Raw genomic sequence first — 16524 nt, 5'->3', positions numbered from 1 at the left:
CACTGTTATGTCATGATGCTGACATGACGGTCGGACCACTGGACCAATCGGCGGGATACCTGCTGAAGCGGGCGGCGACGGCGCTCCGGACGGCGATGGACACCGCGTTGCGCCCCCTCGATCTGACCGTGCCGCAGTACTCCTGCCTCGAAGTGCTCTCGCAGCGACCTGGGCTGTCCAACGCGGAACTGGCCAGGGCCGTGTTCGTCACCCGGCAGTCGATGAACCTGGTCCTGCGCGGTCTGCAGGACCGCGGACTGGTCACCCGGCCGTCGACCGCGCCGCAAGGCCGCGCCCTGCCCAGCACGCTCACCCCCGCCGGACGCGCTCAGCTCCGCGCCGCGAGCGGTCTTGTGCGCGAGGTCCAGGACCGTATGCTCGCCCCGTTTTCGGAAGCGGGCCGGGAACGGCTGGTGCACGACCTCGCCGTCTGCGCCGACGCGCTCACGCCCGGGGAATGACTCAAGACCTCGTGCTCACCAGTGTCTCCGGCTTGAACGCGTACACGTCGGAGCCCTGGACCAGCACGTGCCATTCGCCGCAGACCTTGTCGGTCCTGCCCTCCTGGCCCTGCGGCCACCACTGCGCGGCGAGCGTGGCCGCCTGTGTCGCGGCCGCCCCCGGCACGCAGAGTGCGGGCAGTGTGCCGCCGGTGAACTTCAGGAGCCGCTCCGAACCCGTCGTCCGGATGACCTCCGTGACCGACGCCGCCCCGTCCGGCACCCAGTCCGGCAGCCGGGCGTCCTTGTCCCGCTTGCCCTCCGCGCCGGTCGCGTAGCCGACCGTCTTGACGTGTCCGTTCGCCTTTTCGGTCAGACCTTCCTTGAGCCCGCAGCCGGACAGGGCGATGGTGGCCGTCGCGGCGGCGAGCACCGCCGCGGTGATCTTCGTGTTCATACGATCGAGTCAACCTCGCGGAGATGTTCGCGGGATCGGACTTTCGGCCCGGCCGTGCCGCCATCCGGCCGATCTCGACGACGGATGACCGCCGTCGATCGGCCACGTCGCGCGGCGGCCGTTCCACTGGGACACCGCGGCGATCGCGGCGGCCCGCACGAACTACCATTCCGCTGATGACCGCCTACCACGATCTTGAGCTGTTCGAGGAAGCCGCTTCCCTGCCGGAGCGGCAGCAGAAGATCCTGCTGACCATCCGCGAATGGGTGGTGGAGTATGGCTACTCGCCGAGCACGCGCGAGATCGGCGAGGCGGTCGGGCTGCGCTCGACGTCCTCGGTGTCGAAGCATCTGGCGGCGTTGGAGGAGAAGGGTTTCCTCCGCCGCAGCAGCTCCATCTCGCGCCCCATCGACGTGCGCGCCTTCCTGCACGGCACCTCGTCGAAGGAGTCCACAGAGGACTCCGTGCCGGTCCCCGTCGTCGGTGACATCGCCGCGGGCACGCCGATCTCCGCCGTCGAACACGTCGACGACGTGATGACCCTTCCGCGTGAACTCACCGGGCGGGGCAACGTCTTCGGCCTGCGGGTGCGCGGTGACTCGATGATCGACGCGGCCATCTGCGACGGCGACATCGTCGTGGTGAAGCAGCAGCAGGAGGCGCACTCCGGCCAGATCGTCGCCGCGATGATCGACGAGGAGGCCACGGTCAAGGTGTACCGCCGCCGCGACGGCCACGTGTACCTCGAACCGCGCAACCCCGCCTACGAGGTCATCGACGGGGACCGTGCGAGCGTGCTCGGCGTCGTGGTCTCGGTGCTGCGCAGCGTCTGACGCGGTTTTTGTCGGTGGGCCGGAGTAGCTTCGGCGCCCATGTACGAAATCGACTTCGTCGAGTTCCCGTCGAGTTCGGCGGCGGGCTCGAGCGGGTTCTTCGAAAAGGCCTTCGGGTGGACGGCGACGGCGTACGGCCCGACGTACACCGACGTCCAGAGCGGCGGCGTGGTCTCGCTCGGCTTCCAGCAGGACACCGCGCAGCAGACGGCCGCGCCGCTGGTGACGATCCGCACCGACGACCTCGCACAGGCGAGGGCTTCCGTCGAGGCCGCGGGCGGCATCGTCACGGTCGAGCCGTTCTCGTTCCCCGGTGGGCGCCGGTTCCACTTCCGCGAGCCCGGCGGCGCCGAACTCGCGGTGTGGTCCCCGGACTCCTGACATCAGGCCGCGAAACCCAGCACGAGCGAAGCGGCGACAGGCGCCATGTACATCAGCGGGAACGCGACGTGCGACGGCCAGTGCGCGCGGAGCACGGTGATCACGGCACCGGTGAAGTAGAGCACCAGGCCGATCCCGGCCGCGACGCCGAGCGCGGGCACCCACAGGCCGGCGATCAGGCCGAGCGCGCCCGCGGCTTTGGCGACCCCGAGCGGGGTCCACCAGGCGCGCGGAACGCCGTAGTCGGCCAGCGGCTGCACGACCCACTTGGCGCGGAAGAAGATCGAGGCGGCCGAGAACGCGGCCATGAACGCTCCGACGACGGTGACGATGACATAAGCGGTGGTCATTTCAGTTTCTCCTTGGCTTTTCGGTGGTTCGCGGGGTTGACCCCGGCCAACTGCCCGATGTGACAGCCCGCCAGGTGAAGCACGTCACAGGGTCGCGTCGTTTTAGAGCAAGCGCTCTGTTATCCTCGCCGCATGCCCCGGCCCCGCGTGCACGACCTGGATCGGCTGCTCGACGCGGCCGAGCGCCTCGTCGTCGAAGTCGGCGCCCGGGGCGTCACCGTGCGCTCCCTCGCGGCCGCCGCGGGCGTGTCCAACGGGACGATCTACCACGCTTTCGGCTCGCTCGGCGCGCTGCTGGCCCGCGTCTGGCTCCGCGCGGCGAGCGCCTTTCTCGACCTCCAGACCGAGCTGGCCGATCAGGCGGAAGACCCGGCCGCGGCGATCGCGGCCGCGGCGGACGCACCGGCGGAATTCGCCCACCGTCGTCCGGAAGCGGCCCGCCTGCTCATCACCGTCAAGAAGGAGCATCTGCTCGGCCCGCAGGTCCCCGAAGATCTCGCCGGCGAGCTCCTCGCACTCGACAAACGCCTGGTCAGGCTTCTCGTCACGCTCGCCGAACGGCTCTGGAGCAGGCGGGACGCTCAGGCTGTCGAAGTGCTGACGACCTGCGTCGTCGACCTGCCGACGGCCCTGTTCCGCCGCGCGTTCACCGCGGGCGAGCCGATCTCCGAAGACTCCCGGGCCCGGCTGTCCGCCGCGGTCCACGCCATACTCCTGCTCCCACCCCCACGGAAGGACTGACATGCCCACTCTGCGCCACGACGCCCCGGTGTTCCTGCTGGACCTCGGGGACGACGAGAACCGGTTCTCGCCGTCCTGGCTGGAAACCGTGCATTCCCAGCTGGACACCGTCGTCGCCTATCCGGATCCGGCGGTGCTGGTGACTGTCGGCTCCGGGAAGTTCTACTCCAACGGCCTCGACCTCGACTGGCTCACCAGCAACCCCGCCACGGCCGCGCAGTACGTCGCCGACGTCCATGAACTGCTGGCCCGCGTGCTCACCCTCGGCGTGCACACGGTCGCCGCGATCAACGGGCACGCCTTCGGCGCCGGAGCGATGCTGGCGATGGCGCACGACTTCCGGGTGATGCGAGCGGATCGCGGGTTCTTCTGCTTCCCCGAAGCGGACATCAACATCCCGTTCACGCCGGGGATGGCGGCGTTGATCCAGGGCAAGCTCACCCCCGCCGCCGCGATCGCGTCGATGACCACCGGACGACGGTTCGGCGGCACCGACGCGCGCGACCTCGGACTCGTGGACGCTGTCGCCGAGAAACCCGCGCTGCTGGAGTACGCGGCCGATCTCGTCCGCCCGCTGGCCGGGAAGGACCGCGGCACGCTGTCCGCGATCAAGACGACGATGTTCTCCCCCGCCGTCACCGCGCTTCGCGCCAAGTAGCCGTCGTGCGCACCGACGACGCGGAGTTCGATCGGCTCGTCGAGCCGCTGCGGCGCGAGCTGCACGCCCACTGCTATCGCCTGCTGGGGTCGGCCCACGACGCCGACGACGCCCTGCAGGACGCGCTTCTGCGGGCCTGGCGGGGGATGGAGCGGTTCGAGGGCCGGAGCTCGATGCGCACCTGGCTCTACACGATCGCCACCCGCACCTGCCTCGACATCGCGGCGGCGCGCGGGAAACGGGCGCTGCCGATGGACCTCGGCCCGTCGAGCGAGCGAGTCGTGCTCGAACACGCCCCGCTGACCGAGGTGGCGTGGCTCGGCCCGTACCCCGACGGCCCGGAGACCCGGTACGAGCGGCGCGAGGCCATCGAGCTGGCGTTCGTCGCCGCGCTGCAGCACCTGCCGGGCAACCAGCGGGCCGCTCTGGTGCTCTTCGACGTCCTCGGTTTCTCGGCCGCCGAAATCGCGTCCATAATGGACACTTCGGTGGCGGCGGTGAACAGCGCGCTGCAACGCGCGCGGGCGATCGTGGCGGAAAAGGTCCCGCCGCCCGGCGGTCGGCCCGACGACACCCGGACGCGCGAGATCGCCGCGGGCTTCGCCTCCGCACTGGAGCGTGGTGACGCCGACGCGCTCGTGGCGCTGCTGACGGAGGACGTCACCTGGTCCATGCCGCCGCTCGCGCAGTGGTACAGCGGTATCGAGGCGGTCGCCGGCTTCGCCACCGAGGTCCCGCTCGGCCGGTGCCCGAGCTGGCACACCGAGATCGTCACCGCCAACGGGCAGCCCGCCGTCGCCTGCTACCTCGGCGAATCGGCGGACGCCGTGCACACCCCCTGGTCGATCACCGTGCTGTCCCTTCGTGACGATCGGATCCGCGACATCACCTCGTTCCTCGACGCGGACCTGTTCGCACGGTTCGGCCTTCCCCCGACGAAGGCTTGAGCGTGCGCAAGAAGGTGTTGATCGCGCTGGCGGTGGCCGTCACCCTCGTCGGTGTGGTCTTCGGTGGCGCGTTCGCCTTCCAGCGCAAGCTGATCTACCTACCCGAGGCGGGTCCGCCGCCCGGTGCGGCCACGGTCCTGCCCGGCGGCAGGGACATCACGCTCACCACCTCGGACGGGCTGAGCCTGGCGAGCTGGTACTTCCCGGTCGCCGGAGCGAAAGCGGCCGTGCTGGTCGCGCCGGGCAACGCCGGGAACCGGTCGTTCCGCGCGCCGCTGGCCCGCGCGCTGACCGCGCGCGGGCTCTCGGTGCTGCTCCTGGACTATCGCGGATACGGGGGCAATCCCGGCGAGCCGTCCGAGGACGGGCTCGCGCTGGACGTCCGCGCCGCGCAGGACTTCCTGACACGCGAGGCCGGAACGCCGCTGATCTACTTCGGCGAGAGCCTCGGCTCGGCGGTCGTCACCGAATTGGCCACCGAACGTCCGCCGTCCGCGCTCGTGTTGCGTTCGCCGTTCGTCGACCTCGCGTCGGTCGGACAACGGCATTACCCGTTCCTGCCGGTCCGCTGGCTGCTGCGGGACGAGTTCCCGACGAAGGACGCCGTCGCCCGTGTGAAGGCGCCGGTGACCGTCGTGTTCGGCGCCGAGGATTCGATCGTCCCTGCCGAGCAGAGCCGTGAGGTGGCCCAGGCCGCCGGTGCCAGGACGATCGAAGTCCCCGGCGCGGATCACAACGATCCGGTATTCTCCGACGGGCCGGAGCTGATCGACGCCATCGCGGGCGCGATCCGCTGACGGCTCAGGCCCGCTGCGTACGACGGCGCAGCGACAACGAGTGGCCGGGATTGAGTTTGCGACCGAGGCGGTCGGCCTTCGGCCACCGGACGTCCGTCGCCCAGCCCGCTTTCTCGAACAGCCAGATCAGCCGTGCGGAGATGTCGAGCTGGCCGCGGCGGACGCCGTGCCGGGCGCCGGTCGGGTCGGCGTGGTGCGAGTTGTGCCAGGACTCGCCCATCGAGGCGATGGCGAGCGGCCAGAAGTTGGCGGACTTGTCGCGGGCGGCGAACGGGCGGTCGCCGATCAGATGGCACAGCGAGTTCACCGACCAGGTGACGTGGTGCAGCAGCGCCACCCGGACGAGACTCGCCCAGAAGAAGGCGGTGACCGCGCCCCACCAGGACAAGGTGATCACACCGCCGAGGACGGCCGGCGCGAGCAAGGTCACGACGGTCAGCAACGGGAACAGGCGATCGATCCGGGCGATGTCACGGTCGGTGAGCAGATCCGGGGCGAACCGTTGAGCGTTGGTCTTCTCACGTTCGAACAGCCAGCCCATATGGGCGTGCCAGAAGCCGCGGGCCAGCGCGGCCGGGGTGGTGCCGAAGCGCCAGGGGGAATGCGGGTCACCCTCGCGGTCGGCGAAGGCGTGATGCCGCCGGTGGTCGGCCACCCAGCCGATGACCGGGCCCTGCATGGCCATGCTGCCCGCGACCGCGAGGGCGATCCGCAGGCCGCGATTGGCCTTGAAGGCGCCATGTGTGAAATAGCGGTGGAATCCGATGGTCACGCCGAGGCCGGTGAGGAAGTAGAACCCGGCGGCGAGGCCGAGGTCCACCCAGCCGAGGCCCCAGCCCCACGCGAAGGGGACGGAGGCGGCCAGTGCCACCAGGGGCACCACCGCGAACAGCTTGACGAGAAGGTTTTCAGTGCGGGACTGCTCTCCCGACAGGAGGGGTTGCGGCGCCTGCCGCTCTTCACTGTCCGGGGGTCTGAGAACTGAGGTCATGTCGCCGTTTCTTGTCGATGGCCGAGGCATGTGCCGGCTGGAGCCTGAGGCACGACGCGGCGCACGAAGGCATGCCCGCGACGAATTCTGCGCGAGCGTGCTGGACGACACGACACCCAAAACGTTGGACTTGTCAGCTCAACGAACGACGTCGGCCGATGGTTCCGGTGCGGGGTAAGAAGGTTCGCGAAAAAGATCCATGTATCGCTCGCCCTGGGGGATGGTCGGCTCGTGGGGCTCGTCCTGAGCTGCGAGCGGGTGACTGAACAGCGCACTGTCCGTGCTGTGAGTTTTGACGGTGAAACCTTTCGAGGGGGACCGCTGTTTCGCGGTCTTCGGCGAGGCCGGGGACGATTTCCGCCCGCCTCACGGCGTCACGCCGATGGCGTCGCCACCACTTACGGTACACGCCCCGGGGCCGAAACCCCAGGGCGTCCGCCTCGATCAGCCGGTCATCGTCACATTGAGGGCGGCCACGACGCTTCGCTCTTCGTAGGCGAAATGCGCTTCGAGCTTGCTCGCGAGGGCGTCGAACTCGTCACGCAAACGTGCCGGATCATTCTCGCCGTGCACGTAACCCTCCACGAGGTCACGGATCCGCTCCTGCGTCGCCGCGACGACGACGTGATCTTCCCCGAGCTTCGTCAACGTCGGCGCGAGCGCGGGAAACCGTTGTGCCAGCAAGGGAAACGCGCCCATGTCCTCGCCGGTGTGATGTTTGGTCAACGCCTCGCAAAACGAAACACAGTGCGCCTTCAAGGATTTCTCCATGACGAGCGCGTCGGCGCGGCCCGCCACGATGTCCTCCACCCCGGCGCGCAGAGACTTGAGCTCCTCCCGCAACCACTTGTGGACCTCCACCAGGAAATCGCCCATCCCCCGCACCCGGTCGTCGATCCGGTGCAGGATCACGACAGGCAGCTCGCGCGTCGTTTTCGCTTGGTACTCGGCGAATCCCGGCTCTTCGGCGACGACCTTCGCGAACAGCGCGTCACGTTCCGCGGCGGGCGGGATGGACGCGATGGCCTCGTAAGTCTCGGTCTCCGTCTCGATCGTGACCCGATGGTCACGCCGGATGTTGTGGTACCAGCCCGGATTCGCCGGCGCGCCCATGTTCGAAGCGACGACGACGGTCTTGCCGTCGATTTCGAGATACGCCAACGGATTCGTCCGCCGCTCACCGGTCTTGGCGCCGGTGGTGGTGAGCAGGATCAGCTTCCAGCCCTCGAGCATGCCGCCCTTGCCCTGCCTGAATTCTTCGATCACCTGGTCGTTGAAGCTCACTGTGTTCCTTCCCATCGCCGTGTCGACAGGAGGGCGCGGAACCGTCACCGGAGGAGCACACCTAGGCCCGATATTCGGGCGCACCGCATGGAGGCGTCATCCCACGACGTGGGGATGAGTGATTATGCGAGACGGCATGTGCCGATCTCCAGTGGCCGAGTAGCCGCTACCTCCATGCGTAGGCCCATACGGGGCTCAGCGACGACGTTAGCACGGACCCCAGACGCCCCGCACCCACCTTGCCCCTCTCCCCGCCGCATTTAGTCGACTAATTGCGACCACACACGCCCTCCGCATTACCTTTAGGCGCCCTACACCTTTCGATATAGTCTGAACATGCGATAGCACAGGTGTTCGATTCGGCGTAGCATTGGTCTTGTGTCCAGCGACGATGCATCCCCGAAGACGTCCACCGAGTGGTGGCGCGTCGACACCGCGACGCTGCATGCGCGTAAACAGGAACTCGAAGTTCTTAAGCGCCAACTGGATGCCGAGCAGAATGCGATCCTCGCCGAGATCAATTCCCGTGGGATTCGGGGCTGCAGCGGTCATTCGACGTTGGCGGGGCTGATTCTCGAGGATTTCCTGGTGTCGGACAAGGAAGCTGCCGCCCGTGCCGACCGGGTCCTGGCTCTGCATCCGGGCCCTGCTATCGGCGGGGATTCCGAGCCGCCCTTGGCGCCGTTGACGGCTGAGGCTGCTGCGGAAGGTGCGATCGGCGGTGGCCAGATCGACGCGATCATCAAGACCCTCGCCCGCATCCCGTCCAGTGTTCCTGAGGACGATGTGCGGGCCGGGGAGAAGATCCTCGTCGAACTGGCCAGACATGCCGGGCCACGGCAAATCGCCCGCGCCGGACGCCGCCTCCTGGACGAACTCGACCCCGACGGCAAAGAACCCCGCAACGAGGACCCGAAAGACACCCGACCGGAGCTACGGTTCATCAAGCACCGCGATGGCACCTTGGGCCTCAAAGCGAGACTGGACCTGGAAACCTACGCCCGCCTGAAATCCGACCTGGACCCGATGGCCAAACCCCACAAGGCCATCGACGGCGTCCGGGACTCCCGCACCCAGGACGAACGCTACGGAGACGCCTTCACCGACTACGTCCGGTTGAAAACCACCAGCCGGAATCTTCCCGGCCAAGCTGGGGAAGCCACTCACATCCTCATCACCATGTCTTACGACGACCTGATGAACGACATCGGCGAAGCCCACCTGGATCTCGTCGGGCCGATCAGCGCCACCGACGCCCGCATCCTCGCCTGCGACGCCCGCGTCAGACCCGGCGTCCTCGGCACCGCAGGCGAACCCCTCGACATCGGCCGCTCCAAACGAACTGTGTCACTGGCCCAGAAATACGCACTCACCCTCCGCGACGGAGGCTGCGCCTTCCCCGGCTGCGACATGCCCGTCCCCCGCTGCACCGCCCACCACATCGTTTTCTGGCGACACCACGGCGAAACGAAAATCGACAACCTCGTCCTGCTCTGCACCAAACACCATCGGCTGATTCATCGCAGTGAATGGAAAGTACAGATCGCCCAGGACGGACTCCCGGAATTCACCCCGCCCGCTTACCTCGACCCGACCGGGTCTCCGAGGCGCAACACCATGCACCTCAGGGCATAGGCCGACCCCGCGAAGCTTCCGAGACCGAACAACCGGCCGCGATCGCCCCTGCCCGCCGATGGGTCCAGGCACTCCTAACCCAACGCCAACCCCTCGACCTGAAGCCGGGCAACCACGGCCTCGGCCGTAAACGCCCGTATCCCAAGCCTTGCTGACCCGCCGCGATGTTGAGCCACCACAGACCGGCGCGCTGAGGGCAGCGAGCTCCGCGCGCCGGATTGACCGCACCATGAGCCGGTGGATCACCCCACCTCCTCCAGCACAGCCCGGATCACGTGCCGCGCGTTCTCCGACATGGCCTCGTTGGTCGTGCGGTAGTACGGCAGCGCGATCAGCGCCTGCGAGAGCGTCCGGGCGCGGCCGCGGTTCCAGGTCGCGTCGTCCACGTCCAGTGCCTCCCGGAACAAGTCTCTCGCGTCGGCGGGCAACAGGTTCCACGCCGGGAACAGGTCGCAGGCCGGATCGCCCACCCCCATGCAACCGAAGTCGATCACCGCGGAAAGGCGGCCACCATCCACCAGCAGATTGCCCGGCATCAGATCGGCGTGCAGCCACACCGGTGGTTCCTCCCACGCGGGGATCCGCAAAGCCTCCTCCCAAAGCGCAAGGAGGGCGTCGCAGTCGACGTTCTCTTCCGGAATCGTGCGGAGGCTTTCGATCGCCGACCGGGTCTCCGCGTCCAACGTCGCGAGCGGTCCGCCGCGGTGCGCGAGGGAAGGCGTGGGTAGCGGCGGGACACGGCCCATCGCCAGCACGAATTCCGCCAGGTCTTCGGCCAGCGGCACGGGCGAGCGGAGCACTTCCGGGCGCGGGTTTTCGCCCGGCAACCAGCGGTAAACCGACCACGGCCACGGGTATCCGTCGGCGGGCGCTCCTGCCCCGAGCACCTCCGGGATCGGCGTGGGCAGCCGCGGTGCGATCCGGGGCAGCCACTTCTGTTCCAGTGCGACGTCCTTCGCGCCGCTCTTGGTCAGGGGCAACCGCACGACCAGGTCGTCGCCCAGCCGGAACATGGCGTTGACCGTGCCACCGGAGGGCCAGCGTTCGATCGGCCGCCCGGCCCACCCGGGGAACTGTGCCGCGATCAGCTTCCGTACGAGGTTCTCGTCGACCACGACCGCCATCCAACCACCGCCGGGGCATCATCGAGACATGCCGATCCTCGCCGGTCCCGAGCCGCTCACCCCGGAGGCCACCATCCGCCCGGCCCGCACGGGCGAGGAGGACGTCGTGCTCGATCTCCTCGCCGAAGCCGCGGCATGGCTGGCCGCGCGCGGGATTCACCAATGGCCGCAACGCTTTCCCTTTGATTCGGTGCGGCACCAGATCCGGGCGGGTGAGGCGCTGCTCATCGTCGGGCCCGGCAGGCCGATCGCCACCTGTGTGGTGTCCGAGGCGGATCCCGAACTCTGGGGCGAAACCACGGAACCGGCCTACTATCTGGGCCGACTCGCGGTGGCGCGGGAAGCGGCCGGGCTCGGGATCCGCATCGTCGATTGGGTCGGTGAGAAGGCCGCGGCGCACCACAAAACCTTCGTCCGCGTGGCGACCACGAGGGACAACCCCGCCTTGCGCGGGTACTACGAGCGCGCGGGATTCGAACACGTCGCAGACCCGCCTGAAGCGAAATGGCCCACCAGCCTCTACGAAAAGCGGGTGACCGCGTCACGGCAAGCCCAGGACCTCCGGCCGTGAAGCGTATTTCCGCCAATACCGTCCCGGATCCGGGACCAGGCGCCGCGACTCGAGATCCAGCAGTCCGGAGACACTTTCCACCTCGGCCACGACGGCACCGTCCGGCGCCACGAACTCCTGGACGACCCGGGACACCTTGCCCTGCTCCCAGACGAACCGGGTCAGGACGTCGATCCGCGCGCGGGCACGAAGCTCGCGACGGAACCGGATCGTCGTTTCGAGGTTGACCGGGCCGAGGTTCTCCGCCTTCAAGGCCAACGGGTCCACCCCGGCCGCCCACACGCATTCCCAGCGCGCGTGATCGGCGTACGCGAGGTAGGCGGGGCCGCGGACGTGGCCGTTGAGGTCGAGATCGTCCGTACGGATGTCGATGGTGACGCGGAAAGGTTCGAGCACTTCCCGATCTTCGCCTCTACGGGCCGCCACGGTCTGGAACGTTTCGGCCAGTCCACGACCGCACGAGCGCGCCGGGCGAAGCGCCCGACAGACGGCGGCATTCCCGCCCGAGATGGGACTGATCCGCGTAGCCCACATCGGCGGCGACGTCGGCGAGCGACGCGTGGTCTCGCGCCACGGCCTCGACCCGCTTCAGGAACCCGCGGAACCGCAGCACCCGCTGCAACTCCTTGGGGCCGACGCCGACGTCGTGCCGGACATGCCGCCGGAGACCGCGCTCGCTCACACCCAGCTCCGCCGCCACTCGATCGGTGCGAGCGGCGGGCGCACTCAAGGCGCGAGCGGCCGCGATCGACAGCCCGTCCACCTCGACGTCCCGGAGCCTCTCGGCGACCAACGCTTCCAACACCGCCCGCGCCTCGCCGGGCGTCCCGCATCCGCCCAGCTCGGACTCCGCGCGACGAGCCCGGGCGGCCCACAGGTCACGCAACGGGGTGGCGCCCGCGGGCAGCTCCGTCATCGGCAGGCCCAGCACCGCACCACCGGCGCCGCACCGCAGGCGGAGCCCGGCGGTCCACACCGCCGACGGCAGCTCGTGCCGCAGCACCCCGCGCGCCGTGGTGACCGCGGCCAGCACCGTCCCGTCCCACACGAGATCGACACAGCCGTCCGGGAACACCCTCAGCGGACGACGGCAGCCCACCAACCCCGTCCAGACGCTCTCGACGACGCCGGCCACCGCCGCGACCGGCCTGCTTTCGCGGTACACCGAACGACCCGACCGTCGACGCAGCGGAACACCCACGTCCGGCAGTATGCCCCCGGCCACCGACAAGATGCGCTTCACTTGATCTTGCTGAAGACTTGCCGTCGTGCTGCTGCCAGTGCTCGACCCGTCTCCCGCCGAGTGGATCTCCCCCAGGCTCGGTGGGGCGTTCGGCGCGGCGGGCCGCACGGTTCCGCGTGGCTACGCCGCGTACGCGCGTGTCTGCCATCCCGCCGAGCGTGATCGCGGCGGCTGGGCGAGCTGGCGTGAGGCAGCGGCCGAGACGGGACGCCGGGCCCATGCCGCCATGCAGTGGCACGCGCTCGTCGGCTCCCCGGATCCGGTGAATCTCACCGGCTCGCTCTGGCGGGGCTCCCCGCCGGACCGCGGCTCGCTGCCGTCACACAGCCTCACCGCGCTGCTGGCCGTGCTCGGCCGGCACACGAGCACACTGAACGGCTGGTTCTGCCTTTGGGAGGGCTACGGCTGGGCCGACGAGGCGACGCTGTCGCGCGAACACCTCGCCGCGCCTCGGCTGCGCCATCCCGGCCGGGATTACCTGCTGTTCCACGGACCGCTGACGGCCGCGACCGAACTCGGCTGGCGGCCCCGGCCGAACTGGTTCGAGGCGCAGTCGCCCAACCTGTTCTGGCCGGACGACCGCGCGTGGTGCGTCGCCACCGAGGTCGACTTCGACTCGACCCTCGTCGCGGGTGACGAGGCCCTGATCGACGCGCTGCTGGACGCGCCGGGCCTGGAGACCTGGCGGATCGAGTCCGACACCTCGCTCGCGGCCGACGGGGACCGGATCAACCAGCTGCCGTGAAGGTCAGCGCTCTTCGATCGAGTCGACCTTCGTCGGGTAGAACGCCACGTAGTCCTTGATCTCGGCGACCGCGTCGTGCGGCGCTTCGTAGGTCCAGACGGCGTTCTCGGCGAGACCGTCGCCGGTGCGGATGCTGTAGTACGACGCATCGCCCTTGAACGGGCAGTACGTCGAGTGGTCCGTCCGCTCCAGCAGGTCGAAGTCGACGTCGGCACGCGGGATGTACTGCGCGGGCGGGTAGTTCGCCTCCCGCAGGGTGAGCGCGTTCGCGCTGTCCGCCACGACCTTGCCGCCGATCGTGACGACCACTCGCGCCTCGTTCGGCGCCACCGTGATCGGGTGGTCCGCGCTGGGCTTCAACACCTTTTTGTCAGACATACCGGGCACAGCGACGCCGAACGCGCGGATATTCCCGTCAGGGCAGGTAGTACATCGGATTCGGCAGCTTGACCGGGAATTCGGCGTAGCCGCCTTCGAGGTCGCTGAACTGGTCGCCGAAATTGGCCAGGATGGTCGCCCCGGTCGAGGCGATGTGCTTCCGCGTGCCCGCCTTGTACTGGACGGTGGTGCAGGTCAGCCCGCACGGCAGGTAGTCCGGCGCGGTGGTCTTCGGCTTGAAGAACGCCCCCGCCGGCGCCGGGTAGCCCTCGTTTGCGAGGTTCTTGAGCGACTGCGGGCCCTGGAACTCGTTGCGCCCGGTCAGGAAGTAGATCTTCACGCCGCGCTGCGCGGCCCAGTTCGCCAGCTCCAGCACCGGCTTGTTCGCGACGAACGTGCCCTTGTCGATCGCTTCCTGCTGCTTCTTCGGGTCGAAGCCGAAGTCGTTGTCCGCTTCCCAGCCGTAGGTGACCTCGGCGGTGTCGTCGACGTCGAACACGACGGCGGGGTTCTTCACGCCGCGGTCCAGCCGCCGCGAGAGATAGCGCTTGGCGTCCTCGACCTGGCGCTTGGTGTCGGAGACGAACCGGCTGCCCTCGGAGTACCCGTGCTTGCCGTCGCTGCCGACGACATCGCCGTAGTAGGCCTTCACGTCGAGTTTGACCTGGCCGATGTTCGCGGGTTCGTGACCGCGCCGCCAGGTGGCGTCGTCGGTGTTCGCGACGGCGGTGGCGCCGCCCGCGAGGACGGCTCCGGCGGCCGCGGCTGCGGCCAGTTTCAGCAGACCGGTGAACCGGCTCATGGAAATGCTCCTCACGTCAGCTGTGCGCGGCAAAGGAACGCTACTCCAGAACGACCGATTCTGGTCAGAACCAAAGTAGCTTCTTCACCTCCGCGAGGTTTCAGCTTGCGCCGCAAGGCATCCGGGTCTATGTCGAGACCTCGGACGAGGATTTCCAATCGACCGATATCGTGTTTTTTCAGCAGTACACGAAGATTCTTCTCGCTGTACGGTCCGTGCTCGAACACCCGGAACGCCCGGATTCCCGGCGGCGGAGTGTCGCCGGTCAGGTACGCGATGCGTTCGTCGAGCTGCCACAAACCGTGCCGTGCCGCGTAATGCCGCACGAGTCCGGCACGGACGACGGCACCGTCGGGATCGACGATCCATTCGCCCGGCTCGCGCACGGGGATCTCGTCGGGATCGGCGTCGGTGACCGTCCACTGTGCACCGTCCGAACGCAACACCGTCGCGCGGCGCGTCACCGTCGAACCCACGCCCCGCCACAGGCACGCCTCGCGGACCTGACCGTCCAATGAGACCAGTTCGACCTCGTCCGCCCAGGGCGCGATGGAGAAATCGAGCCCCGGCGCGCATTTCACCGAGAGTTCGCGGCCTGGATACGCCTCGACCAGACCGTCCAGCGGTGGCAGGAAATCGGCGGGCTTCCACGCCCGGCGTCCGGCGGAGTCACGACGAGCTGGGTCGGCGACGACGACCGAAGACCGGCTGACCGGCCGCAGCGCGTCGGCCCGGAGCAACGCGGGCGAAACCCCGGCCTCGGAAGCGTTGTGCCGCGCCATCGCCAGCCGGACCTCGTCCAGATCCGAACCCAGCGCCTTCGCAGCGACGCGGGCGATCTCGACCAGGTCCGCGCCGACCGAACACGTCACGTCGTGGACGTCGCGGCCGGCGAGCCGCGAAGCCCGGTGCCGGGCCACCAGTGTGGCGCTGGCCTGCTGAAGGGCGTCGCCGGTGAACAGCCACGAACCCGCGGAGTCCAGTTTGGCCGACGACTTCCGCCGCAGCACCACCGTTTCCAGCACCGCGGCCGCGTGGTCCGGGGCGATCCGGCGCACGGCGGCGACGTCGGCGATGCGGGTCTTGTCGGTCAGCGGCAGGGACGAGCATTCGGCGAGCGCCGCGCTTCCCGCGCCGGAGCGCAGGAAGGCGACGTCGTCGAGGGTGAAGTGGTACGGCAACCTACGAGCGCTTGGTACCGGTGATCATCACGTTGTAGAACAGCTCGCGCGGCAGCACCTTGGCGAGCAGCTTCTTGTCCAATGCGGACAGCCGCAGCCACAGCCGGTACGCGAACAGGCGCCAGCGCAGGGTCAGCTTCTCCTGCGGCACGGCGGCCTCGAAGGTCCGGATCGGCCAGCCCGCCAGCGCCGCGGCGAACTCCTCGGTGACCGCGCGGACGTCCTGCGCGCCCGCGCCGCGGGCCATCGACTCGAGTTCGGACGGGTCGAAGGTGTGGATGTCGACCACGGCCTCCAGCGCGGCCGCGCGGGAGGACTCGTCGAGTTCCTCCTGCGGACGGCGCCAGCCGTTCAGCACCGGGATCTTCGTCAGGTTGGTGGTGAGGTACCACGTGATCTGGCCGAGTTTGCGCGCGTAGAAGTCGCCGACCTTCGTCGGCTCACCCGCGAAGACGAACCGGCCGCCCGGCTTCAGCACCCGCAGCACCTCGGCGAACGCCGCGCGGACGTCCGGGATGTGGTGCAGCACCGCGTGCCCGACGACCAGGTCGAAACTGTTGTCCTCGTAGGGGATCCGCTCCGCGTCGGCGACCCGGCCGTCGACGTCGAGGCCGAGGTTCTCGGCGTTGCGCAGCGCGACCTGCACCATGCCCGGCGAGAGGTCGGTGACCGAACCCTTCTTGATCACCCCGCCCTGCATCAGGTTCAGCAGGAAGAAACCGGTGCCGCTGCCCAGTTCCATCGCGGTCGGGTACGGCTGGCCGTCTTCACCGGCGACGGCGTTGAACACGTCCGTCGCGTAGGAGATGCAGCGCTCGTCGTAGGAGATGGACCACTTCTCGTCGTAGGTCCCGGCTTCCCAGTCGTGGTAGAGCACGTTGGCGAGCTTGGGGTCGTCGAAGGCGGCCTTGACCTCTTCGGCGGTGGCGTGCGGATTCGGGGCCGGGTCGTTCACCTGGGTCATCG

Annotated in this window: 21 protein-coding genes; 10 read left to right on the top strand and 11 right to left on the bottom strand. The window is 68.8% G+C overall.

Annotated elements, in window-relative coordinates; translation table 11 throughout:
* The first annotated feature begins 23 nt into the window (after window positions 1–23).
* Entirely contained in the window at window positions 24–461 is a 438-nt protein-coding gene (locus ED92_RS22745; RefSeq protein ID WP_037341831.1) for a MarR family winged helix-turn-helix transcriptional regulator, read from the top strand.
* 1 nt (window position 462) lies between these two features.
* Here the strand turns inward: ED92_RS22745 and ED92_RS22740 are convergent, their stop codons facing one another.
* Complete coding sequence (locus ED92_RS22740; RefSeq protein WP_037341829.1) at window positions 463–897, bottom strand: hypothetical protein; 435 nt, start codon at window positions 895–897, stop codon at window positions 463–465.
* Window positions 898–1073: 176 nt separating this feature from the next.
* On the opposite strand from ED92_RS22740, the gene lexA reads away from it, so the two are divergent.
* Both lexA and ED92_RS22730 read left to right on the top strand, forming a co-directional pair.
* Entirely contained in the window at window positions 1074–1730 is a 657-nt protein-coding gene (gene lexA / locus ED92_RS22735; RefSeq protein ID WP_037341828.1) for a transcriptional repressor LexA, read from the top strand.
* A 39-nt stretch (window positions 1731–1769) separates the two neighbouring features.
* Window positions 1770–2111, top strand: a complete 342-nt coding sequence (locus ED92_RS22730; RefSeq protein ID WP_037341826.1) for a VOC family protein — start codon at window positions 1770–1772, stop codon at window positions 2109–2111.
* 2 nt (window positions 2112–2113) lie between these two features.
* Here the strand turns inward: ED92_RS22730 and ED92_RS22725 are convergent, their stop codons facing one another.
* Complete coding sequence (locus ED92_RS22725; RefSeq protein WP_037341825.1) at window positions 2114–2461, bottom strand: DoxX family protein; 348 nt, start codon at window positions 2459–2461, stop codon at window positions 2114–2116.
* Between the two features lie 132 nt (window positions 2462–2593).
* On the opposite strand from ED92_RS22725, the gene ED92_RS22720 reads away from it, so the two are divergent.
* Genes ED92_RS22720 through ED92_RS22705 form a run of 4 tightly spaced genes read left to right on the top strand, consistent with a single transcriptional unit; the run spans window position 2594 to window position 5604 of the window.
* Window positions 2594–3202: a TetR/AcrR family transcriptional regulator gene (locus ED92_RS22720; RefSeq protein ID WP_037341820.1), complete on the top strand. Its 609-nt coding sequence runs from the start codon at window positions 2594–2596 to the stop codon at window positions 3200–3202.
* A 1-nt stretch (window position 3203) separates the two neighbouring features.
* Window positions 3204–3860, top strand: a complete 657-nt coding sequence (locus ED92_RS22715; RefSeq protein WP_037341817.1) for an enoyl-CoA hydratase-related protein — start codon at window positions 3204–3206, stop codon at window positions 3858–3860.
* A 5-nt stretch (window positions 3861–3865) separates the two neighbouring features.
* Window positions 3866–4807: a sigma-70 family RNA polymerase sigma factor gene (locus ED92_RS22710; RefSeq protein ID WP_037341814.1), complete on the top strand. Its 942-nt coding sequence runs from the start codon at window positions 3866–3868 to the stop codon at window positions 4805–4807.
* Window positions 4808–4809: 2 nt separating this feature from the next.
* Window positions 4810–5604: an alpha/beta fold hydrolase gene (locus ED92_RS22705; protein WP_037341812.1), complete on the top strand. Its 795-nt coding sequence runs from the start codon at window positions 4810–4812 to the stop codon at window positions 5602–5604.
* A gap of 4 nt (window positions 5605–5608) precedes the next feature.
* On the opposite strand, the gene ED92_RS22700 is transcribed toward ED92_RS22705, so the two are convergent.
* Entirely contained in the window at window positions 5609–6595 is a 987-nt protein-coding gene (locus ED92_RS22700) for an acyl-CoA desaturase (protein WP_052120810.1), read from the bottom strand.
* Window positions 6596–7039: 444 nt separating this feature from the next.
* A complete protein-coding gene (locus tag ED92_RS22695) occupies window positions 7040–7828 on the bottom strand; it encodes a nitroreductase/quinone reductase family protein (RefSeq protein WP_052120848.1) in 789 nt (262 codons plus the stop codon).
* A 429-nt stretch (window positions 7829–8257) separates the two neighbouring features.
* On the opposite strand from ED92_RS22695, the gene ED92_RS22690 reads away from it, so the two are divergent.
* Window positions 8258–9514: an HNH endonuclease signature motif containing protein gene (locus ED92_RS22690; protein WP_037341807.1), complete on the top strand. Its 1257-nt coding sequence runs from the start codon at window positions 8258–8260 to the stop codon at window positions 9512–9514.
* A gap of 242 nt (window positions 9515–9756) precedes the next feature.
* On the opposite strand, the gene ED92_RS22685 is transcribed toward ED92_RS22690, so the two are convergent.
* A complete protein-coding gene (locus ED92_RS22685; RefSeq protein WP_037341806.1) occupies window positions 9757–10638 on the bottom strand; it encodes an aminoglycoside phosphotransferase family protein in 882 nt (293 codons plus the stop codon).
* 28 nt (window positions 10639–10666) lie between these two features.
* On the opposite strand from ED92_RS22685, the gene ED92_RS22680 reads away from it, so the two are divergent.
* Window positions 10667–11209, top strand: a complete 543-nt coding sequence (locus ED92_RS22680) for a GNAT family N-acetyltransferase (protein ID WP_037341804.1) — start codon at window positions 10667–10669, stop codon at window positions 11207–11209.
* Here the strand turns inward: ED92_RS22680 and ED92_RS22675 are convergent.
* Window positions 11180–11605: a thioesterase family protein gene (locus tag ED92_RS22675; RefSeq protein WP_037341802.1), complete on the bottom strand. Its 426-nt coding sequence runs from the start codon at window positions 11603–11605 to the stop codon at window positions 11180–11182. The two genes, ED92_RS22680 and ED92_RS22675, sit on opposite strands and share 30 nt — an antisense overlap.
* A gap of 16 nt (window positions 11606–11621) precedes the next feature.
* A complete protein-coding gene (locus tag ED92_RS22670) occupies window positions 11622–12410 on the bottom strand; it encodes a helix-turn-helix domain-containing protein (protein WP_037342551.1) in 789 nt (262 codons plus the stop codon).
* Window positions 12411–12477: 67 nt separating this feature from the next.
* Here ED92_RS22670 and ED92_RS22665 point away from each other — a divergent pair, with 67 nt between their 5' ends.
* Entirely contained in the window at window positions 12478–13197 is a 720-nt protein-coding gene (locus ED92_RS22665; protein ID WP_037341800.1) for a hypothetical protein, read from the top strand.
* Between the two features lie 3 nt (window positions 13198–13200).
* Here ED92_RS22665 and ED92_RS22660 read toward each other — a convergent pair whose 3' ends face one another.
* Genes ED92_RS22660 through ED92_RS22645 form a run of 4 tightly spaced genes read right to left on the bottom strand, consistent with a single transcriptional unit; the run spans window position 13201 to window position 16522 of the window.
* Entirely contained in the window at window positions 13201–13575 is a 375-nt protein-coding gene (locus ED92_RS22660; protein WP_037341798.1) for a DUF427 domain-containing protein, read from the bottom strand.
* Window positions 13576–13612: 37 nt separating this feature from the next.
* The gene (locus ED92_RS22655) at window positions 13613–14377 is read right to left on the bottom strand and encodes an HAD family acid phosphatase (protein WP_016336615.1); all 765 of its coding nucleotides are present in this window, start codon (window positions 14375–14377) and stop codon (window positions 13613–13615) included.
* Window positions 14378–14388: 11 nt separating this feature from the next.
* On the bottom strand, window positions 14389–15558 hold the full coding sequence (locus ED92_RS22650; protein WP_037341796.1) for an SAM-dependent methyltransferase: 1170 nt from the start codon (window positions 15556–15558) through the stop codon (window positions 14389–14391).
* A gap of 1 nt (window position 15559) precedes the next feature.
* Window positions 15560–16522, bottom strand: coding sequence for a class I SAM-dependent methyltransferase (locus tag ED92_RS22645; protein WP_037341794.1), 963 nt, complete (start codon window positions 16520–16522; stop codon window positions 15560–15562).
* Window positions 16523–16524 lie beyond the last annotated feature (2 nt).

This window comes from Amycolatopsis sp. MJM2582, assembly GCF_000754115.1.
GTDB lineage: Bacteria > Actinomycetota > Actinomycetes > Mycobacteriales > Pseudonocardiaceae > Amycolatopsis > Amycolatopsis japonica.
This window is presented reverse-complemented; position numbering and strand designations above follow the sequence as displayed.